The sequence below is a fragment of the Sulfurovum sp. XGS-02 genome, from assembly GCF_023213175.1.
In the GTDB taxonomy this organism is placed as follows: domain Bacteria; phylum Campylobacterota; class Campylobacteria; order Campylobacterales; family Sulfurovaceae; genus Sulfurovum.
On sequence record NZ_CP093312.1, the window covers coordinates 1,396,837 to 1,418,578 of the forward strand.

Sequence of the window (21,742 nt, forward strand, 5' to 3'; positions counted from 1 at the left end):
ATCTTCTATCTTCTATACTTTTCCTTGTAGGCAACAACTTTATTTTTACCAGATCTTTTTGCTTCATACAAAGCATTATCTGCTTTATTGATGGCAACTTCTATATTATTATCGGCTACCAGATCAACCATTGATACACCTACACTTATGGTCACTTGTAATTGCCTCTCCTGATCATATGTTATCACCATCTTTTCAACCAATTCCCATATATTCTGTGCAATTTGCATACTGCTTTCTAAGTCTGTATCCGGGAGAAGTATGATATATTCTTCTCCTCCAAACCGACAGACTATGTCACTTTTTCTTGTATGTTCCAATAAAATATTCGCAACTCCAATGATTACTTTATCACCAATATGATGACCATAGGTGTCATTCACACTTTTGAAATCATCAATATCAAACATGATCAATGAGATTTCATTGTTTGTTCTTTGGTTCATATTGAAAATATCTTCAGATATCTCTGAAAAATAGCGTCTATTGTAGAGTTTTGTCATTGGATCAATGGAAGCTAAAAGTTTTAACTCCTCTTTACTTACTTCTAGATCTTGCGTACGCTGTTTGATCTTCTCCTCGAGTCTACTGTATACCATTGTATTTTCAATGGAGATAACGATCTGCCCACTTAAATGCTGTAAGAACCTTACTTTATCTCCAGTAAAGACTGAAGATACCAGATTATTTTCCAGATAGATGATCCCTCTGAGTTCCCCCTGTAAGATCAAAGGTGCACAAAAAAGAGATTTTATCAACCTCGTTGATACATAAGATGTATCAAAAATGTTATTTTGGGTCATATCATCGATCACGATCGACTCTTTTGTACGTAAGACATAATTGATAATAGGATGTACGATCATATCGACATCTGTATATGGGATTTCCTGCATCACATCTACAACAGAAAAATCTTCGTTTGCAGAAGCTTGAACCACAAAACCACTGTCTTCTTTCAAGAGTAAATGGCCATGCTGCGCTCCGGCACTCTCCATAATGATACGTATCAATGTCTTAAGCAGACTGGAAAACTCATGCTCTTGGGCAATCACCTCTGATACCTTGATCAATGTTTTAACATCAAAGCTCAAATTCTCTTCTTCACCTGTATATTCTATATAGTTGATACCCCATTTATTGAAATTTCTTAGTGATTCATCTTTATATATCTTTACAGCTCTTTTTTGACCCAAAGTCTCATAAAGTTCTGCAGCGAGTCTATTGGTGATTGCTCTCAAGTGTCTCTGCCCATAAATTTGAGCAAGATCTATTGCCTTCTCATAATATAAAAATGCTTCTTTATAATTATTTTCTATACGATAGAGTTCTGCCTGCAGGATATTTGCCCTGACCAAAAAGTTTTCAGCACATTCGCCTGCCCACTTCACAAATTTTTTCTTTACATTTTCTATAGTATTTTTATATTTTCTTCGTGTCAATATATCTTTTGTCTCGATCAACTTCGCTAAGATCATAGCATCATAAAATAGATATTCAGTATGGTGTAACATACCTTTTGATGATTTTGCAAACTTTTTTCCCTGCAGGCTTATCTGATGTGCCTCTTTATACGCTTGCTGTAGATAGAGTGCAGTCATTTTATTGACATAGTAGTAATGTGCAAAGTGTTCAGACTCATAATCTTCAAGGCTTTCTACATAAGAAGATTCATCAAAATTATCACTGTCGTAAGAATGCAGTGTTTTCGTTTTTCCTGTAAGATTCAATATGGTTTGTTTTACACTCAAGATAGCACCATACTGTTCTTTTGCACCGATATCCAAAATGATTTTTTCAAAATCCTTTATCTGTATCAAAATATCTTCAAAAGCCACACCTCTCATAAACATACTCTGAATAATACCTGCAGCAGCACAGCCTGTATGAAACCAATCCCCGATCTCCAAACCGTTTTTATAGGCGTTATGCCATACTTCTTCAGTTTCCATAGCCGGTCGTATCCATGAGATCCCAAAATAACCACACACAAATTGAACTTCAGCATGTTGTGTTGTATTTTCAAATCTTTTAAGCATATCAAATGAAAACCGACTATATGCATACCCTAATTTATGGTTACGTAGAATTCCACCTTCGAAAATAACACCATAGACTGTAAATCCTATGACAGATTCTTTGGTCAATCCATGTTCTAAACAGAGTTTTACAATGATCATTGCATTGGCAACGCATAATGCTGGGCGTATTTGATAGGCTGCCTGCAAAATGTTTGCCATGATCTTAATGGTCATTTTAAAATTTTCATCATTTGATTCAGGAAGCTCTATAAGGTCTTCCACACTATATCTACGTAATTTAAGTTTTAAACCTAAGAACTCTGAAATAAAAAGAGGCGGGACAAATGTTTTTGGTATGAGAATACCAAAACTTTCTGCAGCCACACGCCCCACTTCGTAGGCGTTCTTAAATTGTGCAATATCTGAATAGAGTTTAATAAGTAACTCATATATCTCACCTTTTTGCAATATTGTTTGGGCAACTTCAAGTGCTTTTTCATAATACTCTATAGCCACACCACTATGATTGCATAAATGTTCACATTCAGCCCTCTGCTTTAAAATCAACACGGTATTTTCAACAGAATGGTTGAAACAATAAAATTCCATAGCTTTTTTAATATACTTCAATGCACTTTCAAAATCACCACTTTTCTTTGCATAGATCGACGCATCCAAGTTCAGCTTAGCAAGATATTTTTTATCCCTTACATAGGCTGAGCCTATGTTCAAATGATTGACACACTCAAGCAAATTTTGATGATCCTGAACCTCTCTACTTTGTTCTTGCTGGCACCCTATTTTATAATGGACCTTATGCAGTACCTTTCCCAAAAGTAAATTATGTATAGCATGTTGCATTTTATCATGTAAAAACCGATAACGCTTCTCATCTAACGTGTTTGTATGATCAATAACTATCCATCCTGACGCTAATGCCAAAGCCAAAGATTTCTCAAATAGTTCATCCTGATTAAATACGTTTTTCAACAGTTCATGGGAAAAAGTATTTCCCATACATGACGCTATACATAACAGGTTTCGTACATAGGGTGACAATGAGTCAATATTATTTGATAACATATCAAAAACGTTATCAGAAATTTGCAATGCATTAATTTTGTGCAGATCACATCTCCATTCTAATTGCTGCATATCAAACCATATGACATCATCCTTATAGAGTTGCTTCAAATACTCTTTTACAAAAAAAGGATTTCCTCTAGTTCGCTCAAAGATGATATCTGCCACCTCTTTTCCTACTTCCAGCTGTATATTATCTCTGATCAATGTTTCTATGTGATCTTTAGAGAGTGGTGACATAGTCATCTCGTATATCTTTAGATCAAAAACCTTCAGTTCCTGTAACACAGTACCAAAAAGAGGATTGTCTGAGATTTCCGTCTCATCATCTCTATACGCCATAAATACTATGACATTTTCTAAATTCAGTATGACACTCTTGATCCATTGCAATGTAACAACATCAGCCCATTGGATATCATCTGCAAAAATACATAACGGTCTTTCATCGAGCAGAAAGATCTGCATAAAACGTACCAAAAGATTATCCAGATTAACTTTTTGTTCTTTGTTCTTTACATGTTCAGTAGAAGGATCTTGACCTAATATCATATGTATTTCGGGAATGACCTCTGTCAGCATATATGCTTGTTCTCCCAAGCTGCTTAACAATTTATTTCTATACCGTTTTAAGGTTTTTTCGTCTTGTGAGATGATCTCTCTGACCATCGTACTTAGTGTAATATAGAGTATCTGGTAAGGCGTACTCTGCTCACCTGAGTCAAGTTTAAACTTACATATATGAGAAAAATTATTTTTATTTTTATCTATCACTTTGTTAATAAATGATGATTTCCCCATACCTGACTTGCCTTGTACCAGTATGATCTTGTTTACGTTATCGCTCTTTAAATCAATATGGTACTGTAGCTTCTCTTCTTCTTTCTCTCTGCCATATATCATCTCACTTGTATGTAGGTCTTGTATATTTTGAAACGTATCCAACTGAAAATCAGGAAATTCATTGTTGTTAAAGGCACGCTGTAATTTAGACAAGTCGATTAAAACTGACCGGATATCTTTATAACGGTCCAATTGACTGGTCGCAACCATTTTATCTATGATCATAGAGAGTATATGAGGTACATTTTTATTTTTATCGGAAACAAAATCTATTTTTTGTGTGATTATTGCATGATTAAACTCAAGCGCATCATCGTATCTATACGGTAATTCACCAATAAGAAGTTCATAAAAAATGATCCCTAAAACATATATATCAGATGATTGGTTGATAGATATTAGATCATGCAAAGCATGCTCTGGTGACAAATAATCTAAAGTTACCTCTCTGTCATCCAATAGTGTGATATGAGAGATTTTTACCTCTTCTTTTTCGTTTATCAAAATCGTTGAAGGGCTAAGATGATTAAAAAGAAAATTTTGTTTATGTAGTGCATAAATACCTTGACATATCTCTATGGCAATATGTAAAAATCTATCTATATCAAGAGGTTTCTTCTTCACATATTCATTTAATGGGTGATATTGATTACTTGTCATGCTCAACTGCTTCAATGTTTAGAAAAACTTCTATACGCTTTCCATTTTAAAAACATCTCTTGACCTACATCGTTTTCATCCATAGTTTCAGCAGCATAGTTCATAAGTACTGCTTCCAAGAATGTACTATAATCCAAAGCGATCGCGCCTTTCTCTTGACTTTGCGGTACATCTCCTGCCCTGTCCTGGAACCATTCATTCCATGTGTCAGAACCTGGTGTATACATTTTCCAAGGCTGATTTTTATACGCTTTCGCAGGGTATAAAAATGTATTCATATGAAAATTATTTGGCAGATAACTGGAAGTACCATGACAACTGAGACATGAAGAACTTCTTAGTGCCTTGACCATGGTACCATTTACTTCTACATTATATTTTACAGCGATATCAAACGGTCCGGACATTCTACCGCCATACCCCAGGGTCACTTTGGTCCATGCCGGTGCATTTGGGTTAATATAGTTTTCCATCAGCTCCTGATCAGGGTTCTTTGCTGAATTTACAACCGGATCATTCCCCCAGATTGCACCTAAAGGTACCATCCTGTCCCATACACTCTCACCACTGGCATTGGCATCATAGACCAGTGTTGAAAATACCCACCCGGTCTTTGGTGATGCTACAGAGTCTTTTACGATAATATCAAAGATACCAACCCTAAGGTCTGTCACTTTGGGTTGGGCATCTATAATGGTACCATTGAGATCAAAAGGTTTTCTATAGACTTGCCATTTTGCTGCATCTTTCAGAACCGGCCACTCTTCAGGTGTTGCTGTCACTCCGGCTGCCTTGATCACAATGGCACCTTCTTGAAACTGTGCCTCATTGTTCATCACACTGGGGACACACTCTTTTGTTTTTTCATCACATGCTTCCCATACCTTATGCAGGGTATACGCTGCCGCCTCGTTATAGTATATCCCGGCATGATTACGTATGTCTACAGTCAGTCCATACTCACTATAGACCTCTTTTGCCATGATCTGTCCTGTGTAGGTGCCATAGATCGCATCACGACCTTCCCAGCCTGTCTTTTCAACAGAATCACCTGCCCACAGCATCCCATACCAGCCTTTTTGGGAACTTTTATTCCATTGTTCAGGATTTTCCAAAAAGTCTTTAGCAGACTTCTTGACATATTTTTTCAATGCCAGAACATAGTCATATGCATTCTCTTTTGTAAGGTGTTTTCCCTTTAACACATCACGCCAAGGCATGGGGAGCGTTTTTTTATAGATTTTAGGATAATCAGCATGTAAGCTATACAGTGTACCGTTGTATTCAGATACAGAAGGGATAGATCCGTTATTCACCGCGAAAGGATCAACGATTTTTTCTTCCCCCGACAGAGCGATAGTGCTCAATAGTATATTCATACCTATAACAAGTAGTTTATGCATTGGTATTCCCCTTCCCAATTCCATAATATATATTTTTCTTTTAAGATAACAAAAAGTCATATATTATACTATTTAGTGATTATATAAACCTAACGAGCACAGGAGAAGTAGATAAAAAACAGGTTGGAGCGCTTTACAATGATATATTTAAATCAGATTTTTATAATATTCCACCACTCTATCATCCACATGAATGACCCTTTTGAGATACTGTGTCAGATCTCCCCTGTTAAAATCTATCTTCAGATTTTTGGGGTTGATCGCACGGGATATAGCCACATAGAATTGGCTGGGTGCGAAGATGTTGTCCACATTGCAGACTAGATTATCTATGCTCATACCCTGGCTTTTGTGTATGGTCACCGCATAGGCTAGCTTCAGAGGAAACTGTGAAAGTGTCGCAAGGGACATCGTCTCAACGGTACCGTCATCTTTTACCAGCATATCGACCAGATCAAAGTCATGTCTTTCGACACGCACGAACTCATCCTCTTTCTCTACAATGAGATGGTCCTCTTCTATCTTTCTGAGTATCCCTCTCTCCCCGTTCACGAACTTTCCCCATTTGTTCACAGTAAACAAGATGGGAACACCCTCTTTGAGCGTCAAATGTTCGGAGATAGGCAGCATATTTTTCCAGCCTGCCAGTTTCTTTTCATGGACCGAACCGAACATCTCTATATTTGCAAAAAGTATGGTCTCTTCGGTATCAAGTTCATTGATCTTGGCCCTGTTGGTCCGTTCCACTTCCAGGTTACGGCCAAAGAGATAGGTCGGGTCTTTCTCCAACCCTTCATTGTTCCAAAGTTTTGTCATGTACTGGATCACTTCTTCATCACATTGCCCTTTGCGGACCTTGGAGAGGATATGCGTGAACTCTGCATCTGTGGTACGTTTCATCTTGGTAAGTTCAATGACAGTCAGATCAAAACGTTCCCAGGCCATACTCTCAAAGGCATAGAGCTTTTCTCCAAAGACATCCTGTCTATTGGGCTGTTTTTGCACCGGTGGCAACTGAAAGAAATCTCCCACAAACAGCACTTTCCCCAGATAGCCGTAGTGGTTCAGCCTATAGGCTATCATATCCATCAAGTCCGTACTTACCATGGAAATTTCATCGATGATGATAAGGTCCGTGGCTTTGAGTACTTTTTTGAGGTCTGAAAGCCGACCCTTCGCCCGTTTGTCTCCCGCAGCCAACTCTTCAAAATTATTGGCGATACCGAAGACAAAAAAACTGTGTACGGTAAAACCTCCGATGTTCACAGCACTTACCCCAGTAGAGCCCAAAGAGACAACCTGTTTCCCTCTTTTTCGGTAGTCAGAGATCACCTCATTGGTTATATAGCTCTTTCCGACCCCTGCACCACCTGTCAAGAAAACATTGGAGTGTTTTAGTGCTTCTAATACATCGACTTTATCGCTCAAAACCCAGCCTTATCCACAAATCCGCCCTGGCAGCGGCTTCGTGTCTGTTTTCCCTCTGTTAACAGTGCGCCTAGATCATCACTTCCAGACCCTACATGCAGCCAGAGTTCCGTGATAAGTCCCTTATGACATTTTAACTCTACCCGTTTTCCTGCACCCACTCCGAAGCTCCTGTCAAATACAGTACGGACCTGTTGAAACGTCACATATTTACCTATCTGTTTTTTGAAAAAATCTCCTACCCTGGAATCATTGACCTGTTCTACCATTTTAATAGCATCTGCATAATATCTCTCTGCCCCTGTACCGTAACAGGTACCGTGTTTGATCCATTCATGTTTATGCAGATTTGAAGCCACCCCCGGCATCACTTTTTGCAGACGTTTTTTGACCTCATCACTTAAAGGAATATCTGGAAGTCTGTTCCATTGTTTATGTTTGTCCATAGCCACAGTATGACTGTCCACACCACAATAGTTTTTATTTTTAGGCTGTGGCCAGAGTCCGTGGAGTACAAAATGTTTTTCACTGTAGTTGGGTCTTCCAAAAGCAAACAAACTTCTTTTACACTCTTTCTTTACCCTGTGAGTTTCACAAAAAGCATTGTGCCAGGAGAGGGTCAAAATGTTTTGTTTTGAGATATTTCTATAGTCATATTTTTGCGTTTGATCAAGCCCATTATCGATACCAATAACCTTACTCTCAACCCTTTGGACATTGAGGGGGTTGGAAGATTCTGAACGTTTGGGGAAACACTGCTCATCCACCCATCTCTGAGCCGGATGTTCACCTTTTACTACTATGAGGTTTTGTCCTTTATAGTGTCTGAGTATCGTATATTTTTTTTCTTTATCCAAATGTACGCTATGGGTATTTTGCGTATGTTTCATGTTATTAAATGCAGGGCATTCCTGTGTAGGGAACATCTCTTCTCTTGCAAGAAGCGAAACAGAAAAAAAGATCAATATGAGGATGAGTCGGTTCATGCTATGCCACCCTGGATTTTTTTAAAGTATTATACTGTAACAAACTTTTGCCGCTTTCAATACCCCGGATCCCCCATCAAATATACAACGCGCCAAATCTATCACGGTAGGTCAGATAAAGCCTCAGATCAAATTCAAGCTGATGGTATGCCGGTTCTATATGGGTACAGAGTTTATAGAACGCTTTGTTATGTTCTTTCTCTTTGATATGTGCCAGTTCATGTACCACTATCATCCGTAAAAAGGCTTCAGGGACTTTTTTAAAAAGATGTGAGATATGTATTTCATTTTTGGCTTTAAGCTTCCCGCCTTGTACGCGTGATACAAAGGTATGTGTCCCAAGTGCAGCGTGAATATCGCGTATCTTCGTATCGTAAAGTACTTTGGAAATGGGCGCGGCATTTCGCATGTGGGTATGTTTCAGTGCCTGAACATAGCTGTAGAGACTTTTATCGGTAGTATACTCATGCAATGTGGGGTACTTTGAGAGAAGATACTCGCCGAGTTTATCCTGATCTATAAGGTTTTGCACCTGTGCTTTCAACTGGGTATCGTAACCATTAAGGTATTTTAACATGGGAAATTATATCTCTTTTGAGTTAATTTTAGATACTATAACAGTATGATATTTGATAATTTAGAGACACTCCCTACAACCTTTGGAAATAAAAGAAAAACCCCTGCCGTAAAACCTACCCACCGTTCCAACATGATGCTCAACCCGCTTAACCTCAAGCATCTCAACCGTATAGATGAGCATGATGCAGATATGATCACCCTCAACCTTGAAGATGCCATCGCCCCCTCACGTAAAAAAGAAGCCCTGCATAACATCGCTCTTTTTCTCTCATATATGGAACACGCCAACTCCTTCATTATTGTGCGTACCAATCCTTTAGATGAAGGCGGTGCGGAAGAGATAGCCTTTTTGAATGATTTTGGCTTTGATGCAGTCCGTGTGGCAAAAGTAAAAAACCAGACTGAGATTGCCCAGGCACTTACCCTTCTAAGTGCAGATAAGGAGCTGCATATCTCACTGGAGACAAAAGAGGCCTTTGAAAGCTTGAGTTCACTGCGTATAGATGGACGCCTTACCACAGCGAACCTAGGTATCCTGGATCTTCTCACCTCTTTAGGATTGCCCCAGTCTTTAGTAACGCTGAATAATCCTACCATAGACTACATTCTCTCCAAATTTTTGGTAGATGCAAAAACTGCAGGCATACACCCTATCTCATTTATGTTCCAGGAGTATAATGACACAGAGACCTTCAAAGCATGGTGTGAAAGGGAAAAGATGATGGGGTTTGACACCAAAGCATGTATGGGTCCCAAACAGGTTCAGATAGCCAATGAAATATTTAATACCAACAGAGATGAGATAGCAAGGGCTTTGCATATCAAAGAGGCTTTTGAAACCCATGCCGCACAAGGTATCAATGGATTCATGGATGAGAAATACGGATTCATAGACGAGCCCATCTACCGTGACAGCCTGTTGGTTCTCAATCATAGTTAAGGCGAGAAGTTGAGATCTGTTACACTAATATTACTCACCATACTTTTACCATATTTTCTGTCTGCAAATGATGATCGTCCTCCCATTCCGTATGATTTCCTAGCCAAAAAAGAGGTCAAGTCATTCATCAATAAAATGGTAAAAAAACATCATTTCACACACCGCTATATAACTGCTGTACTAAAGAGTGCGAAACTTGACCGCGACACACTGGCACGATATACAGGAAAATACAAAGTAGGCAGCACGAATGGTCCCTGGGAACGATACAAAGCACATGTACTTGACCCGGTCACTCTAGACAAAGCCAAAGCGTTTAAAAAGAGATACTATAAAACACTCCTAAAAGCAAGTCGAGAATATCGGGTTGACATGGAGTACATTGTGGGGTTTATTGGAGTGGAAAGCAAATTTGGAGAATACAGCGGAGACTATAATGTATTGGATGCTTTGAGCACCCTTGCCTTTCATAAAAACCGTATGAAGAAATTTTTCAAGTCCGAGTTGGAACATCTCTTTTTGATGGCCAGAGAACAGAACTATGATATCACTACACTGCAGGGTTCTTTTGCCGGAGCTATGGGCATGGTACAGCAAATGCCTTCGGTCTTCAGAAAGTTTGGTATGGACTATAACCGTGACGGGGAAAAGGACCCGTGGGACTTGGAGGATGCCATTGGGATCATTGCAAAATTTATGCATAAGAATGGCTGGAAAAAAGGAGCCCAGGTCGCTATCCCGACCAAATTTAAAGGAAAGCGCTATACAAAGCTCAAAACAAGCCACAGAAGACCCCTGCCATTAAAGACGATCTTAAAGCATGGTATCACACCTTTAAAGCGCTTTAATGAACCTAAAGCCTATCTGCTTAAAAACCGTAACCTTACCCATGATGACATCTGGCTGGGGGCCAAAAACTTCCGTGTACTGACACGTTACAATAATTCAACAAGCTATGGTATGGCCATACACCTTATTGCACAGGCTGTCAAGTACAAATATATTTCTCCTCAAATGCCGTTTTAGAGAGTGGCTCCTCGAAATAAAATCCCTGAAACACATCACACTCTATTTTGATCAAGAAGAGAAGCTGTTCAAATTTTTCTATACCCTCAGCCACAATATTCAGATCAAAATTCTTTGCTATGGAGATGATCGTACTGATCATCTTCTTATCATCTTGACCGTCATCCAAACGCGCTACGAATGTTCTATCTATTTTTACTTCATCGATGGGTAACATTTTTAAATTACTGAGTGAAGAGTACCCCGTACCAAAGTCATCAATGGAAAATGAAATACCGATCTCTTTTAATCTGTTCATCATATTGATCACTTTTTTCATATCTTCAGCGAATACATGCTCTGTAATCTCAAAAATAATTTTTTGTCCGCTCTCTTTTTTAGGAAAATAGATTTTGATCAAACGATCTACTTCATTGACAAATGTCTCGCATAACAGTTGTCTCATACTGATATTCACCGAAATAGAACTTAATTTCCTACCTTTTGCATTCCATCTATTGATACTTTCAAATGTCTCTTTTAGCACATAGCTGCCGACCTCTAAGATCAACCCAGTATTTTCCACTATGGGAATGAACTCCTCAGGGCCCACTCTACCCAATTCATCGTCATCCCATCTGATCAGTGCCTCACAACCCATTACTTCTTCATCTTTGTCAAACTGCGGCTGATAAAATACCTCTATTTTATTTTCATTCAGTGCATAATGTAGTTTCTGCTCTATAAGAAGATGTCTCTCAACCCTCTTTGCAAGGTCCTGGTTAAAGACGATTACACCGTCTCTGCCTTGAGCCTTTGCTTCATACATCGCTATATCTGCTTCCCTAATAAAGTTTTTACTATAGATGAATGAAGGGTTGATTTGATGTACACCGATACTAGCACTGATATGAAGATGATGGCCATCAATACTATAAGGTTTTCGAATGACCTTGAGCAATCCTTCCGAAAAACCATATGCAAGATCCCTTTTGAACACTTCTTCATTGAACTCTTTGCTTATAAGGATAAACTCATCACCTCCTAAACGCGCTACTATATGTGTATCTTTGGCATACGCTTTAAGACGTTCGGAAACTTCTATCAACAACTTATCACCGATATCATGTCCCAAAGAGTCATTAATGGTTTTAAAATGATCCAGATCTATCAAAAACATACATGCAGTTTTCTGATTTACGGCCAATCTTTCAATCAAAGACTCCATGTACTCCATAAAATAGCGTCGGTTATAGAGCCCTGTCAGAATGTCATGCTGCGCTTGGGAATAATTCTTCTGTAATAATCTGTTGGTATTAAAGGATGCATACAATAAGACAAATAAAAATATAAGAGAAAAGAGGGAGAGTATATATCCATACCATGTATCGATAAATGCAAAATAGACGGTCAACGGCAGCATCAGGGTAACCAAAATAGGCACAAACAGTTTTTTATCAGAGATAAGCAGGGTTGATGCAACAACTGCAGCACCCAACTGTGTAAAAATGGCTATGTAGTGTATATGGTATTTGTCATATCCGACATACATTACAAATACCAATGACCAGACAGAAAAGATCATATACATGAACCATGTAAGTTTTTTATACCATTTTTTTAAATGATTTTCATCCATTTTGTATGTAGCAAATTCATTATATAGCGTCCACCCATACAATGAAATACATAACAATATACCATACCATACCAATGCAGGAGTAACAATATGAAAAATCCAACCAACAATGACATACACAAGCCCGGGAATAAGAGAAAGCCCGATCATTAGAAGAATTTGTTTTTGAAGAAATGTATAATATTTTTGATGCTTCATATATCTATTATACAATAATTTTGATCTTAATCCTCGAAGATAATAATATCATAGGAACTTTTTGTAACCAATGCCTTACTTGAATGTACAGAACCATTACGATTTACTTTACTGAGTTCTTCACGTAATTGGTCTATCTCTTCTTGCATTGCATCTATCTGTTCTTTAAGCTGCAGCACAATGTCGACCCCGGCAAGGTTCACACCCATTTGACGTGTTAAACGCAAAATGAGTTTCATTCGTTCAATGTCACGTTGTGAATAAAGCCGCATACGTCCCTGCGTACGAGAAGGCTCAACCAAACCTTCACGTTCATACTGTCTCAGTGTCTGGGGATGTATGTCTAGCATGCTAGCCACTACAGAGATTAGGTACACGGGTTCATCATAACTGTGCATAGAATATCCTTTAGAGTTTTGCTTCGATCATCGCTTTAAGTTCATCATCCAATGTATCTACATCAGGTAAAACCACATTTGCTACAAGGTACAAGTCACCTTTCAATGCCGTTTTTCTGTCAGCGACACCTTTGCCTTTCAGTCTGAATTTCTGACCGTTCTTCGTATTTTTAGGTACTTTGAGCGACACCTCTTTTTCCGGTGTATCTATGGCGATCTTACCTCCAAAAAGTGCATCTTTTAAAGGCACATCAAATGTTTTATAGAGGTTGTCGCCTTTTCTTTCATATTCATCGGAAGCTGCAACTTCTACCTGAATAAGGAGGTCTCCTACATGTCCTTGGTATTGTTTACCTTTACCGCGTACACGCATAGTTTCACCGCTTTTGATCCCTGCTGGGATCTTGATGTCAAAATTTTGTCCATTGGCAGAGACATTGTGTTTGCCACCGTTGATCGCTACCATGAATGGTACGGTGATACGTGCCTGCAGATCAAGGTCAGGCATACCAAAACCGCCAAAACCGCCTTGTGCCCCGCCAAAACCGCCACTGAAGCCTCCACCGCCTCCACCGAACATTTGTCTGAGAATCTCATCGAGGTCAACACCTCCGCCTTGTCTCTGTGCAAAATCATGGAAATTCTGCCCGCCGAACATTTGATCTCCAAACTGGTCATATTGCGCTTTTTTCTCAGGATCTGAGAGTACTTCATAGGCTGCATTGATCTCTTTGAACTTATCTACGGCACTCTCATCTTTGTTAATGTCAGGGTGGTATTTTCTTGCGAGTTTTCTATAAGACTTTTTAATTTCATCGGCAGAAGCATTTTCACTTACACCGAGTGTTTCATATAAACTTTTTGACATGGTATTCCTAAAATAATGGTTTTTTTATTTTAAAAAATTATATCAGAAAAGTTTAGTCAATGTCAATCAAGTTAGATGGAATCATGGTTGATACGGTACTGTTTTATAGCCTTCGTGTATCATCTTCATAATACCGCCTTTCAAATTAGTGACCTTGTAGCCTAACCTTTCAGATAAAAATTCGGAAACGATTCCCGTACGACTTCCCACTCTGCATATGAGTGCAAAAGGCTCATCTTTTTTAACAACCCTCTCTAACTGTTCCAAAAAATCCGGAACATTGAAATTCCCTTTTTCATCAAAAAACATGATCGTATAGGAACCTTTTACGATCCCTGTTTCTCTCCATTCTGCAGGTGTACGGATATCGATGATCTTCATATTTTTTTCAGCAAACTCAGGTGTTGCCCAAACCTGATATAACTCTGCCATCAATGATACTGTCATAAGACATAAACCGATCACTATTCTCTTCATCTCTGTTCCTTATCTTCATCATCATACGAGTCTAGTATTTAATATTGTAACAAATTAGGGTGTAGTAACCGTGGATTTTATACCCTTAGAGTACAATGCATTATGAATTTTATACATATCAGTGACATAAACATACCAGAACTCGACATTTACCATCAGTTAAGAGACAAAGCTTTTACCTCTGACAACAGTTTTATAGCAGACAGTCCCAAAGTAGTGAACCTGCTTCTAAAGACAGATATCACAGTAAAAAGTATACTGGCTACACAAGAGTATTATGATACCTATGCACCGCTCATCAAAGAGAAAAAGATTCCTCAACTCTTTGTCGCAAGTAAAGCTCTTATGCAGAAGATCGTAGGGCACAAGATACACCATAATGTCATGATGCATGGTATACGTCCCGAACAGACGCCCCTTGGCGACCTTGATAATCAGATCATTATGCTCGATGAGATAAGTTCTACACAAAATATAGGCTCCATCGCACGCTCAGCTGCTGCCATAGGTATAAACTCATACCTCCTCCCTGCGTATGGACCGCACCCCTACTCCAGACGGGCACTTAGAGTCTCCATGGGGCATATAAGTATGCTCAAAACACATCTCTATGATGATTTACATAAGACCATCATGACACTTAAAGAAAATGGCTACCGCATCTATGCGGCAGAAGTCACGGATGATTCGACGCCTCTTGCCTCTGTCAAAGTCGCAGAGAAATGGGTACTGCTTATGGGCCATGAGGGTTTAGGTTTGTCAGATGAGATATTGGATCTCTGTGATGAAGTGGTCACGATAGAGATGACAAAAGGTGTGAAGAGTTTTAATGTAGGCGTTGCAGCTTCTATTATGATGTATCAATTCAAACACACCATTTAATATTATAATCAATAATATTTATACATAAAATTAAAAAATAATGTTGTATGTTAATTGTATTTTTGATATACTCAAAATATATTAAATTTCAAGAAAGGGTATATCATGAAACGTGTAGTATTGTTTATCATAGCTGCTCTTGCAATGGCAGGGTGTTCAACTAAATCCGATTTAGTCCTATTTCATGACACAAATGTAAGTAATGAGCAGGCACAGAAAAGTGTCACAGTAATAGGCAGTGAAGGTATGTACGAATATAGAATCCGTCCACATGACAGGATCTCTATCACGATGTATAACCATCCGGAACTTGGTACAACCAGTATCAATAGCCAAAGACAAGATACTACAGGTGTCCTGGTTGATTCCAAAGGCTATGTAAGACTGCCGCTTGTCAAGTCTATACATATTGCAGGGCTTACACAGCCGGCTGCACAAGCAAAGATAGAAAAGGCATATAAAGCGTATCTCGAAGATGCAGAGCTCAACTTGCAAGTACTCAACAAGAGAGCCTATGTACTGGGAGAAGTCAACAAACCAGGAGAAGTAAATCTCTTTAACGAAAGAGCCACTCTTTTGCAAGTCCTGGCTGGAGCAGGAGACTTAACAAATTATGCCAATAGACATGCTATCGTCATTATGAAACAGAGAAAGAACACCGTAGTGACAGAAACTGTAGACCTTACCGGTGCGAATTCGATTAAAATGGCCAACTTAATGATCTATCCTGGTGATACCATTTATGTAGCACCGAATGGTGTAAGAGCATTTAACATAGGTGTAAGTGAAGTCACTCCAGTCTTTGACCTAGCAGGAAGAATTACACAACCGATAGTGAATGTTGAATATTTAAGAGATAGATAGATAACAGATCATGAAGACCACAAATGATTTCAAGATTGAAAACCTTGACATCGATATAAAGGAAGTATTTAAAACAATCTTCCAGTATAAGTGGTCTACCCTGATCATTACTCTCTCAGTACTGTTCATCACATCTCTCTTTCTTTATTTCAAAGCACCCCATTACATCTCCAGTGCACTTATTGAAGTAAAGACGGACACAAAACAAAATATACAGCAAGAAGACTTTTTGAGGAGTGCTTTCTCCAATTTTGGTAATGAAAAGCTCGATAAAGAGATTGAAATCCTTAAGACCTTTCATATCAATAACCATGCACTCAGCACATTAGACTTCGAGGTACAGTATTTTGTCTATGAATGGTTTAAAAAAGTTGAACTCTATCATAAGAGTCCTATAGAAGTCAAAAATATAAAAATCATTTATCAGGATGATCTGAATATCATTGGGACCGTGATAAAGCTGACTCCAGTTAAAAATGGCTATCAACTTCAAGTAAAGAATTCATTCTTAAAGAAAATACTCTATTTTCTATTGAACAAAGAGATCATAGAATTGGATGATGAGAAGGTCTATCACTATGGAGACCGGGTTGAGAGTGAGTATTTTGAATTCACGATCGAACAAAAAATGACGGTTGATGAACCGATCTATTTTGTTCTCAAGGGTGATAACAGACAGATATTTGAAGGAATGATCAATAAAAACCTTCAAGTGAATCAACCCAATCCCTCTGCCCCATTGATACAAATTACCTATAAAGATACCATTCACCGAAGAGCCAATGCATATGTAGATGCACTCAGTAAAAGCTTCATACTTCAAAGTGTGACAGATAAAAGCAGACAAACCAATCAAATCATCGATTTTATCAATAAGCAGCTCAGTGACATGAAAACAAAACTGGATGAGTCTGAGGAAAAACTTGAAAGATACAGAATAGAATATCAAGCGATCGATCCGTCACTGCAAGCTGAAACTTTCATTACAGAGTTAAGCCGCATCGAAGTCCAACTCTCACAAAATAAATTAAACGAAGAGATTATGGAAAACCTCCTTCCTTTTGTACAAAAAGGTAAAAATATCGATGCGATCGCACCTTCATTAATGGAGATGAATGATCAGTCGACACTAGAGCTTATTACCAGGCTGCAGGAAGCACAGATCAGAGAAGAAGGATTAAGGATCGAGTACTCTGGTAGACATCCGGGTTTAGTTGCTGTCCGTAAGCAGATAAAGCATATTAAGAATAAAATCCTTTTAAGCATTGAAAATTTAAAATCCAGCATGACGCATAGAAATAAAAATCTGCAAAAGCTGAAAGCGTTATATGAGAAAAACCTTGAGTCATTGCCAACACAAGAGAGGACACTCATCAATCTCAAACGAGACTATCAAGTAAGCTCTGAAACCTATAATTATCTTCTTAAGAAAAAATCTGAAAATGAGATGCTGAAAGTGGCGATACTCTCAGATTATAGGATCGTTGATCATGCCTACAGCAATGGTAAACCTATTGGGATCAAGACCCCTATTCTTCTTCTTATTGCTCTTCTATCTGGTATCATTTTGGGTATTTTACAGGCTTTAGTTCGTAACCTGATGAATGACAAGATACAGACAAGACATGATATTGAGAACCTTACCACATTGCCAATTTATGGTATTCTTCCTACCTTAAACCAAAAAGCGCTTAAACTGGAGGTTTTTAAAGATCAAAGGTCGCCGTTTACAGAGAGTTATCGAAGCTTACGTACCAATTTACAATTTGCCAGAAAAGAGAATCAAGCCAATGTTATTCTTGTGACTTCAACTGTCTCAGGAGAAGGAAAAAGTACGATCGTGGCGAACTTAGGTGCCATTTTCCAAATGGCGAACATTAAATCGATCGTAGTTAATTTAGACTTGAGGAAACCTACACTTCATCATTATTTTAATGTATCCAACAGTACCGGGATAAGTACCTATCTGAGCGGGCGAAACAGGATCGGCGAGATCATTCAATCCACTGAATATAAAAACTTGGACATTATTTCCTCCGGTCCTATCCCACCGAATCCTTCAGAACTCATTCTCACGCATAAACTGGATGAGTTGATCGAGGCGTTAAAAGAGGAATATGATTATATCTTCATAGACAGCGCTCCGCTTGGATTAGTAACAGATACGATGCATCTCATGCAGTATGCCGATATAAGTCTGATCGTGTTCAGAGAAAATTATGCAAAAAAATCATTTGTGACAGACTTAAATGACCTGGTCACAAAACATGATCTTAAACATATCGGTTTAGTCATCAATTCCGTAGATGCATCTTCGGGAGCCTATGGATATGGGTATGGGTACGGATATGGAAATAAGTGATAGGATAGACTTTTTTACCTTATGAATTTTACACTCCTTTGTTAAGGACCTCCCATCTCCCCTCTCTCATCATCAATCAACGTATTGAAATTAACATCAATGACGTCTTTTCAACCGTTGATCGAATAAATTTAAATAGATAGAGAACAACAATATGAACAGGATCAAAGAGAGAAAATCACTTGCCTGACTTACCTGGTATCCTATAATGGAAAATATCATTTGCATCATCGCCAAGATGATGACCGTATAGCGGATATCTCCTTTTACATTGAACAAAAAATGGTGCATATGGTTTTTATCTGCGTGAAACGGTGATATGTGACGTTGCATGCGCCGTATCATTACGATAAAGGTATCTAAAACAGGCAGTGCAACGATAAACAAAATAGATATGGGTGTAATGTACTGCGTCGATTGTATACCTAAAATGGATATCACCATACCTAATGAGAGTGAACCGCTGTCACCCATAAATACTTTTGCAGGGTTCCAGTTAAACAATAAAAATGCAAGAAGTGTAACGATGAAGCATGACGATAGTAAAATAATAAACGCGTCACCATGTACTAAACCTATAGCCAAAAAAGTAACAAGGATCACGATAGAGATCGATGCTGCCAATCCATCCAAACCATCCATTAAATTCAATGCATTGGTGTACCCTGCTATGGCAAAAAAGGTAAAAGGGAACACCAGCCAACCCGGTAAGATGATTTCATAACCCAAATACGTTCCCAAAGAAAATATAGCAACATCATTGAGATATAATATGAGTGAAGAAAAAAAGATAAAGATGAATTTTACTTTTGGTGAAATATTTTGTAGATCATCCCATACCCCTGCTACAAACACTAATCCGATAGCTGCATAAATATAATAATATGTTTTCAAATGCCCAAGATCAAAGAGAAATAATGTGATCACTATAGCCATAACAAAAGCGACCCCTGCACCTCGTGGTATAGGTTTTTTATGTACACTTCTTTCATTGGGGATATCTATCAATCCTACTCTCTTCGCAAAGATCATGAGTAGAACCATACCTGCCAGAGAAGTCAAAAAAATACTGCTTAATAATGAAATATCCATAAATGAATCCTTTAGGTTATTTTCATATTCTGTCCATTTCTAATCATACTATAAAAAAATATTTTTTTATAGTATTTGTAAAATAAATAGAGTTTGATTTATATTTTATTTTGTTGTATACTTTAAATGTTAGTGAAATATTAAGCTAAAACTTAATAACAAGGAGTGCTGATTACCTCAAGTCTCTTTTTATACTAAAGTCAAATCCTTAAAGGGGCTATTGGTTTATATACATATATTTAATAACAGGAGTATATTATGCGAGATAATAAAGTCAATGTGTTAAAAAAGATGTTAGGAATGCTTCTAGTGACGCCAATATTGCTGTCACTATCACTTTTTGCAGCGAATCCGGTTCACCATTGGAAACTGGATGAAACCGCTGGATCAATCTATGAAGATACTGGTACTATCGGTGATGCCAACGGGACATGTACATCCCCGGACAGTTGTCCTACTCCTAGTGACGGTCAAGTCTATGGTGCACAGAGTTTTGATGGCAATGACACGATCGAGATTGCAAATACAGTAGACTTTGATTGGGCTCCCGATGCCAATGTCACCATAGAGTTCTGGATGAAGTCATCAAATATACCTGAGGGAATATTATATGGTGATATGATGATAGGACGTGCGACTAGTGTTGTCAAATGGTATGTGGGGGTAGATCCTTTAGTAGGAGCTATTAGAGCTCAGGTAGCCGATGGAAACCTTGGAAATGGTGTAACCGGTACTGCGATCATAGCCAATGGTCAATGGAATCACATAGCATACGTCCTTAAACCGGGTCAGGTAAGGGTCTATGTCAACGGTGAAAATGATTTTAATATAAGTAGAACAGCCACTGACTTGACATGTGATACAAATGTAACGATCGGTACGCTAGATTATACAACTACTATTGATTGGTCATATACAGGCCAACTTGACGATATCAAATTTTATGCTACCGACCTGAATGGAACTACGATCAAAGAGCATTATATGGATGGATTGAAACCACATTTGCTTGAAGTCACACCGGTTCCAACCCCGACTGATAATGATACACCGGACTATACTTTCTCTTCAGATAAAAATGGGACCATCGAAATAAGTGGTTGTATGTCTGCAACTGCAACACCGGCAATTGCAATAGGTGACACCGATACAACCATCACATTTGACCCGCTTTTTGATGGAACATATGACGATTGTAACATCACCGTGACATCTACAGAAACAGATTCAAACGGCACTGTTTCAGATCCGTTGGCAGTATCCAGCTTTGTCGTAGACACTACAGTACCAGCACCAGAGCCAACTGTATCTAGCGGTGGTGGCGGTGGTTGTACATACAACCCTGACAGTAAGCACTTTGATATGGTGTTCTTGCTGATGATCGCATTGGGACTCTTCTATCCAGTTAGAAGAAGATTCATCAAGTAATCTCTTCTCTACATAGAATAAGCGTTCCACACGGAGCAGCCATCTGTGCTGCTCCGTATTTTTCTTCTTCCGGATATCACTCTCCCTCAACATTCATCTCATCAAAACAAAAGATCAAAAATCACACTTCATCAAACAAATTGATGATAAACATATATTTTAATTTTATATTATTTTCAGTTTAATTGTGTATTATTCCGGTATGACTATGACTTAAGATACTACTAAATCATAAGTGATAGTAATAAAAGTATTAGGCCAAACCTGTTGTGAAGCAGGGACGGAAAGCTTCAGGTCTTTTGAAAAAAAGATAGCTGGGTTGCATTTATTGAGAACTATCGTATCCCAAACGGTGACTCTTCATAAATTATAACTTTTATAGAAAGTTTATAATCCTAATCTTAATAAAAATTCAGGCATGTGGGTAATATTGAGGTAATGCTCTTTCAATATAATGCTCATCAAGTTAGTGAGAAAAGCCAAACCTATTGTGAAGTAGGGACGGAAAGCCAAGGGTCTCATAATATTAATAAAAATAGTGAGATAGCCTAGTTGCCTTTGTTGCATACAACAAAGTAATGCTATA

At 38.3% G+C, this 21,742-nt stretch carries 16 protein-coding genes and 2 riboswitches; of the genes, 6 read left to right on the forward strand and 10 right to left on the reverse strand.

Annotated features, from left to right (window positions below):
- Positions 1-5: 5 nt before the first annotated feature.
- From MN086_RS06945 to MN086_RS06965, 5 genes are all read right to left on the reverse strand, one after another.
- Positions 6-4,607 (reverse strand): diguanylate cyclase, encoded by a 4,602-nt coding sequence (locus MN086_RS06945; protein WP_248575291.1) that lies wholly within the window; start codon positions 4,605-4,607, stop codon positions 6-8.
- A gap of 11 nt (positions 4,608-4,618) precedes the next feature.
- Complete coding sequence (locus MN086_RS06950; protein ID WP_248575292.1) at positions 4,619-6,010, reverse strand: hypothetical protein; 1,392 nt, start codon at positions 6,008-6,010, stop codon at positions 4,619-4,621.
- 147 nt (positions 6,011-6,157) lie between these two features.
- Complete coding sequence (locus tag MN086_RS06955) at positions 6,158-7,438, reverse strand: ATP-dependent RecD-like DNA helicase (protein ID WP_248575293.1); 1,281 nt, start codon at positions 7,436-7,438, stop codon at positions 6,158-6,160.
- Entirely contained in the window at positions 7,435-8,424 is a 990-nt protein-coding gene (locus MN086_RS06960) for a hypothetical protein (RefSeq protein WP_248575294.1), read from the reverse strand. Before MN086_RS06960 ends, MN086_RS06955 begins: the two co-directional genes overlap by 4 nt.
- A gap of 76 nt (positions 8,425-8,500) precedes the next feature.
- Entirely contained in the window at positions 8,501-9,001 is a 501-nt protein-coding gene (locus MN086_RS06965) for a YgjP-like metallopeptidase domain-containing protein (protein WP_248575295.1), read from the reverse strand.
- A gap of 45 nt (positions 9,002-9,046) precedes the next feature.
- Between MN086_RS06965 and MN086_RS06970 the strand changes: the two genes are divergently transcribed.
- On the forward strand, positions 9,047-9,943 hold the full coding sequence (locus MN086_RS06970; RefSeq protein WP_248575296.1) for a CoA ester lyase: 897 nt from the start codon (positions 9,047-9,049) through the stop codon (positions 9,941-9,943).
- Positions 9,944-9,952: 9 nt separating this feature from the next.
- Positions 9,953-10,969 carry a lytic transglycosylase domain-containing protein gene (locus tag MN086_RS06975; protein WP_248575297.1) on the forward strand — a complete coding sequence of 339 codons (1,017 nt, stop codon included), beginning with the start codon at positions 9,953-9,955 and terminating at the stop codon, positions 10,967-10,969.
- On the opposite strand, the gene MN086_RS06980 is transcribed toward MN086_RS06975, so the two are convergent.
- From MN086_RS06980 to MN086_RS06995, 4 genes are all read right to left on the reverse strand, one after another.
- Positions 10,932-12,785, reverse strand: coding sequence for a bifunctional diguanylate cyclase/phosphodiesterase (locus MN086_RS06980; RefSeq protein WP_248575298.1), 1,854 nt, complete (start codon positions 12,783-12,785; stop codon positions 10,932-10,934). The genes MN086_RS06975 and MN086_RS06980 overlap by 38 nt on opposite strands.
- 26 nt (positions 12,786-12,811) lie before the next feature.
- On the reverse strand, positions 12,812-13,183 hold the full coding sequence (locus tag MN086_RS06985; protein WP_248575299.1) for a heat shock protein transcriptional repressor HspR: 372 nt from the start codon (positions 13,181-13,183) through the stop codon (positions 12,812-12,814).
- Between the two features lie 10 nt (positions 13,184-13,193).
- Positions 13,194-14,051 carry a DnaJ C-terminal domain-containing protein gene (locus MN086_RS06990; protein WP_248575300.1) on the reverse strand — a complete coding sequence of 286 codons (858 nt, stop codon included), beginning with the start codon at positions 14,049-14,051 and terminating at the stop codon, positions 13,194-13,196.
- Between the two features lie 81 nt (positions 14,052-14,132).
- Complete coding sequence (locus MN086_RS06995) at positions 14,133-14,528, reverse strand: rhodanese-like domain-containing protein (protein WP_248575301.1); 396 nt, start codon at positions 14,526-14,528, stop codon at positions 14,133-14,135.
- 102 nt (positions 14,529-14,630) lie between these two features.
- On the opposite strand from MN086_RS06995, the gene MN086_RS07000 reads away from it, so the two are divergent.
- From MN086_RS07000 to MN086_RS07010, 3 genes are all read left to right on the forward strand, one after another.
- On the forward strand, positions 14,631-15,410 hold the full coding sequence (locus MN086_RS07000; RefSeq protein ID WP_248575302.1) for an RNA methyltransferase: 780 nt from the start codon (positions 14,631-14,633) through the stop codon (positions 15,408-15,410).
- A 105-nt stretch (positions 15,411-15,515) separates the two neighbouring features.
- Positions 15,516-16,274 (forward strand): polysaccharide biosynthesis/export family protein, encoded by a 759-nt coding sequence (locus tag MN086_RS07005; protein WP_248575303.1) that lies wholly within the window; start codon positions 15,516-15,518, stop codon positions 16,272-16,274.
- 10 nt (positions 16,275-16,284) lie between these two features.
- Positions 16,285-18,636 carry a tyrosine-protein kinase gene (locus MN086_RS07010; RefSeq protein WP_248575304.1) on the forward strand — a complete coding sequence of 784 codons (2,352 nt, stop codon included), beginning with the start codon at positions 16,285-16,287 and terminating at the stop codon, positions 18,634-18,636.
- Between the two features lie 96 nt (positions 18,637-18,732).
- Here MN086_RS07010 and MN086_RS07015 read toward each other — a convergent pair whose 3' ends face one another.
- The gene (locus MN086_RS07015) at positions 18,733-19,728 is read right to left on the reverse strand and encodes an MraY family glycosyltransferase (protein ID WP_248575305.1); all 996 of its coding nucleotides are present in this window, start codon (positions 19,726-19,728) and stop codon (positions 18,733-18,735) included.
- 258 nt (positions 19,729-19,986) lie between these two features.
- Here MN086_RS07015 and MN086_RS07020 point away from each other — a divergent pair, with 258 nt between their 5' ends.
- Positions 19,987-21,156, forward strand: coding sequence for a LamG-like jellyroll fold domain-containing protein (locus MN086_RS07020; protein WP_248575306.1), 1,170 nt, complete (start codon positions 19,987-19,989; stop codon positions 21,154-21,156).
- A gap of 247 nt (positions 21,157-21,403) precedes the next feature.
- Positions 21,404-21,483, forward strand: a riboswitch (cyclic di-GMP riboswitch).
- Between the two features lie 141 nt (positions 21,484-21,624).
- A riboswitch (cyclic di-GMP riboswitch) is annotated at positions 21,625-21,716 on the forward strand.
- The last annotated feature ends 26 nt before the right edge of the window (positions 21,717-21,742 follow it).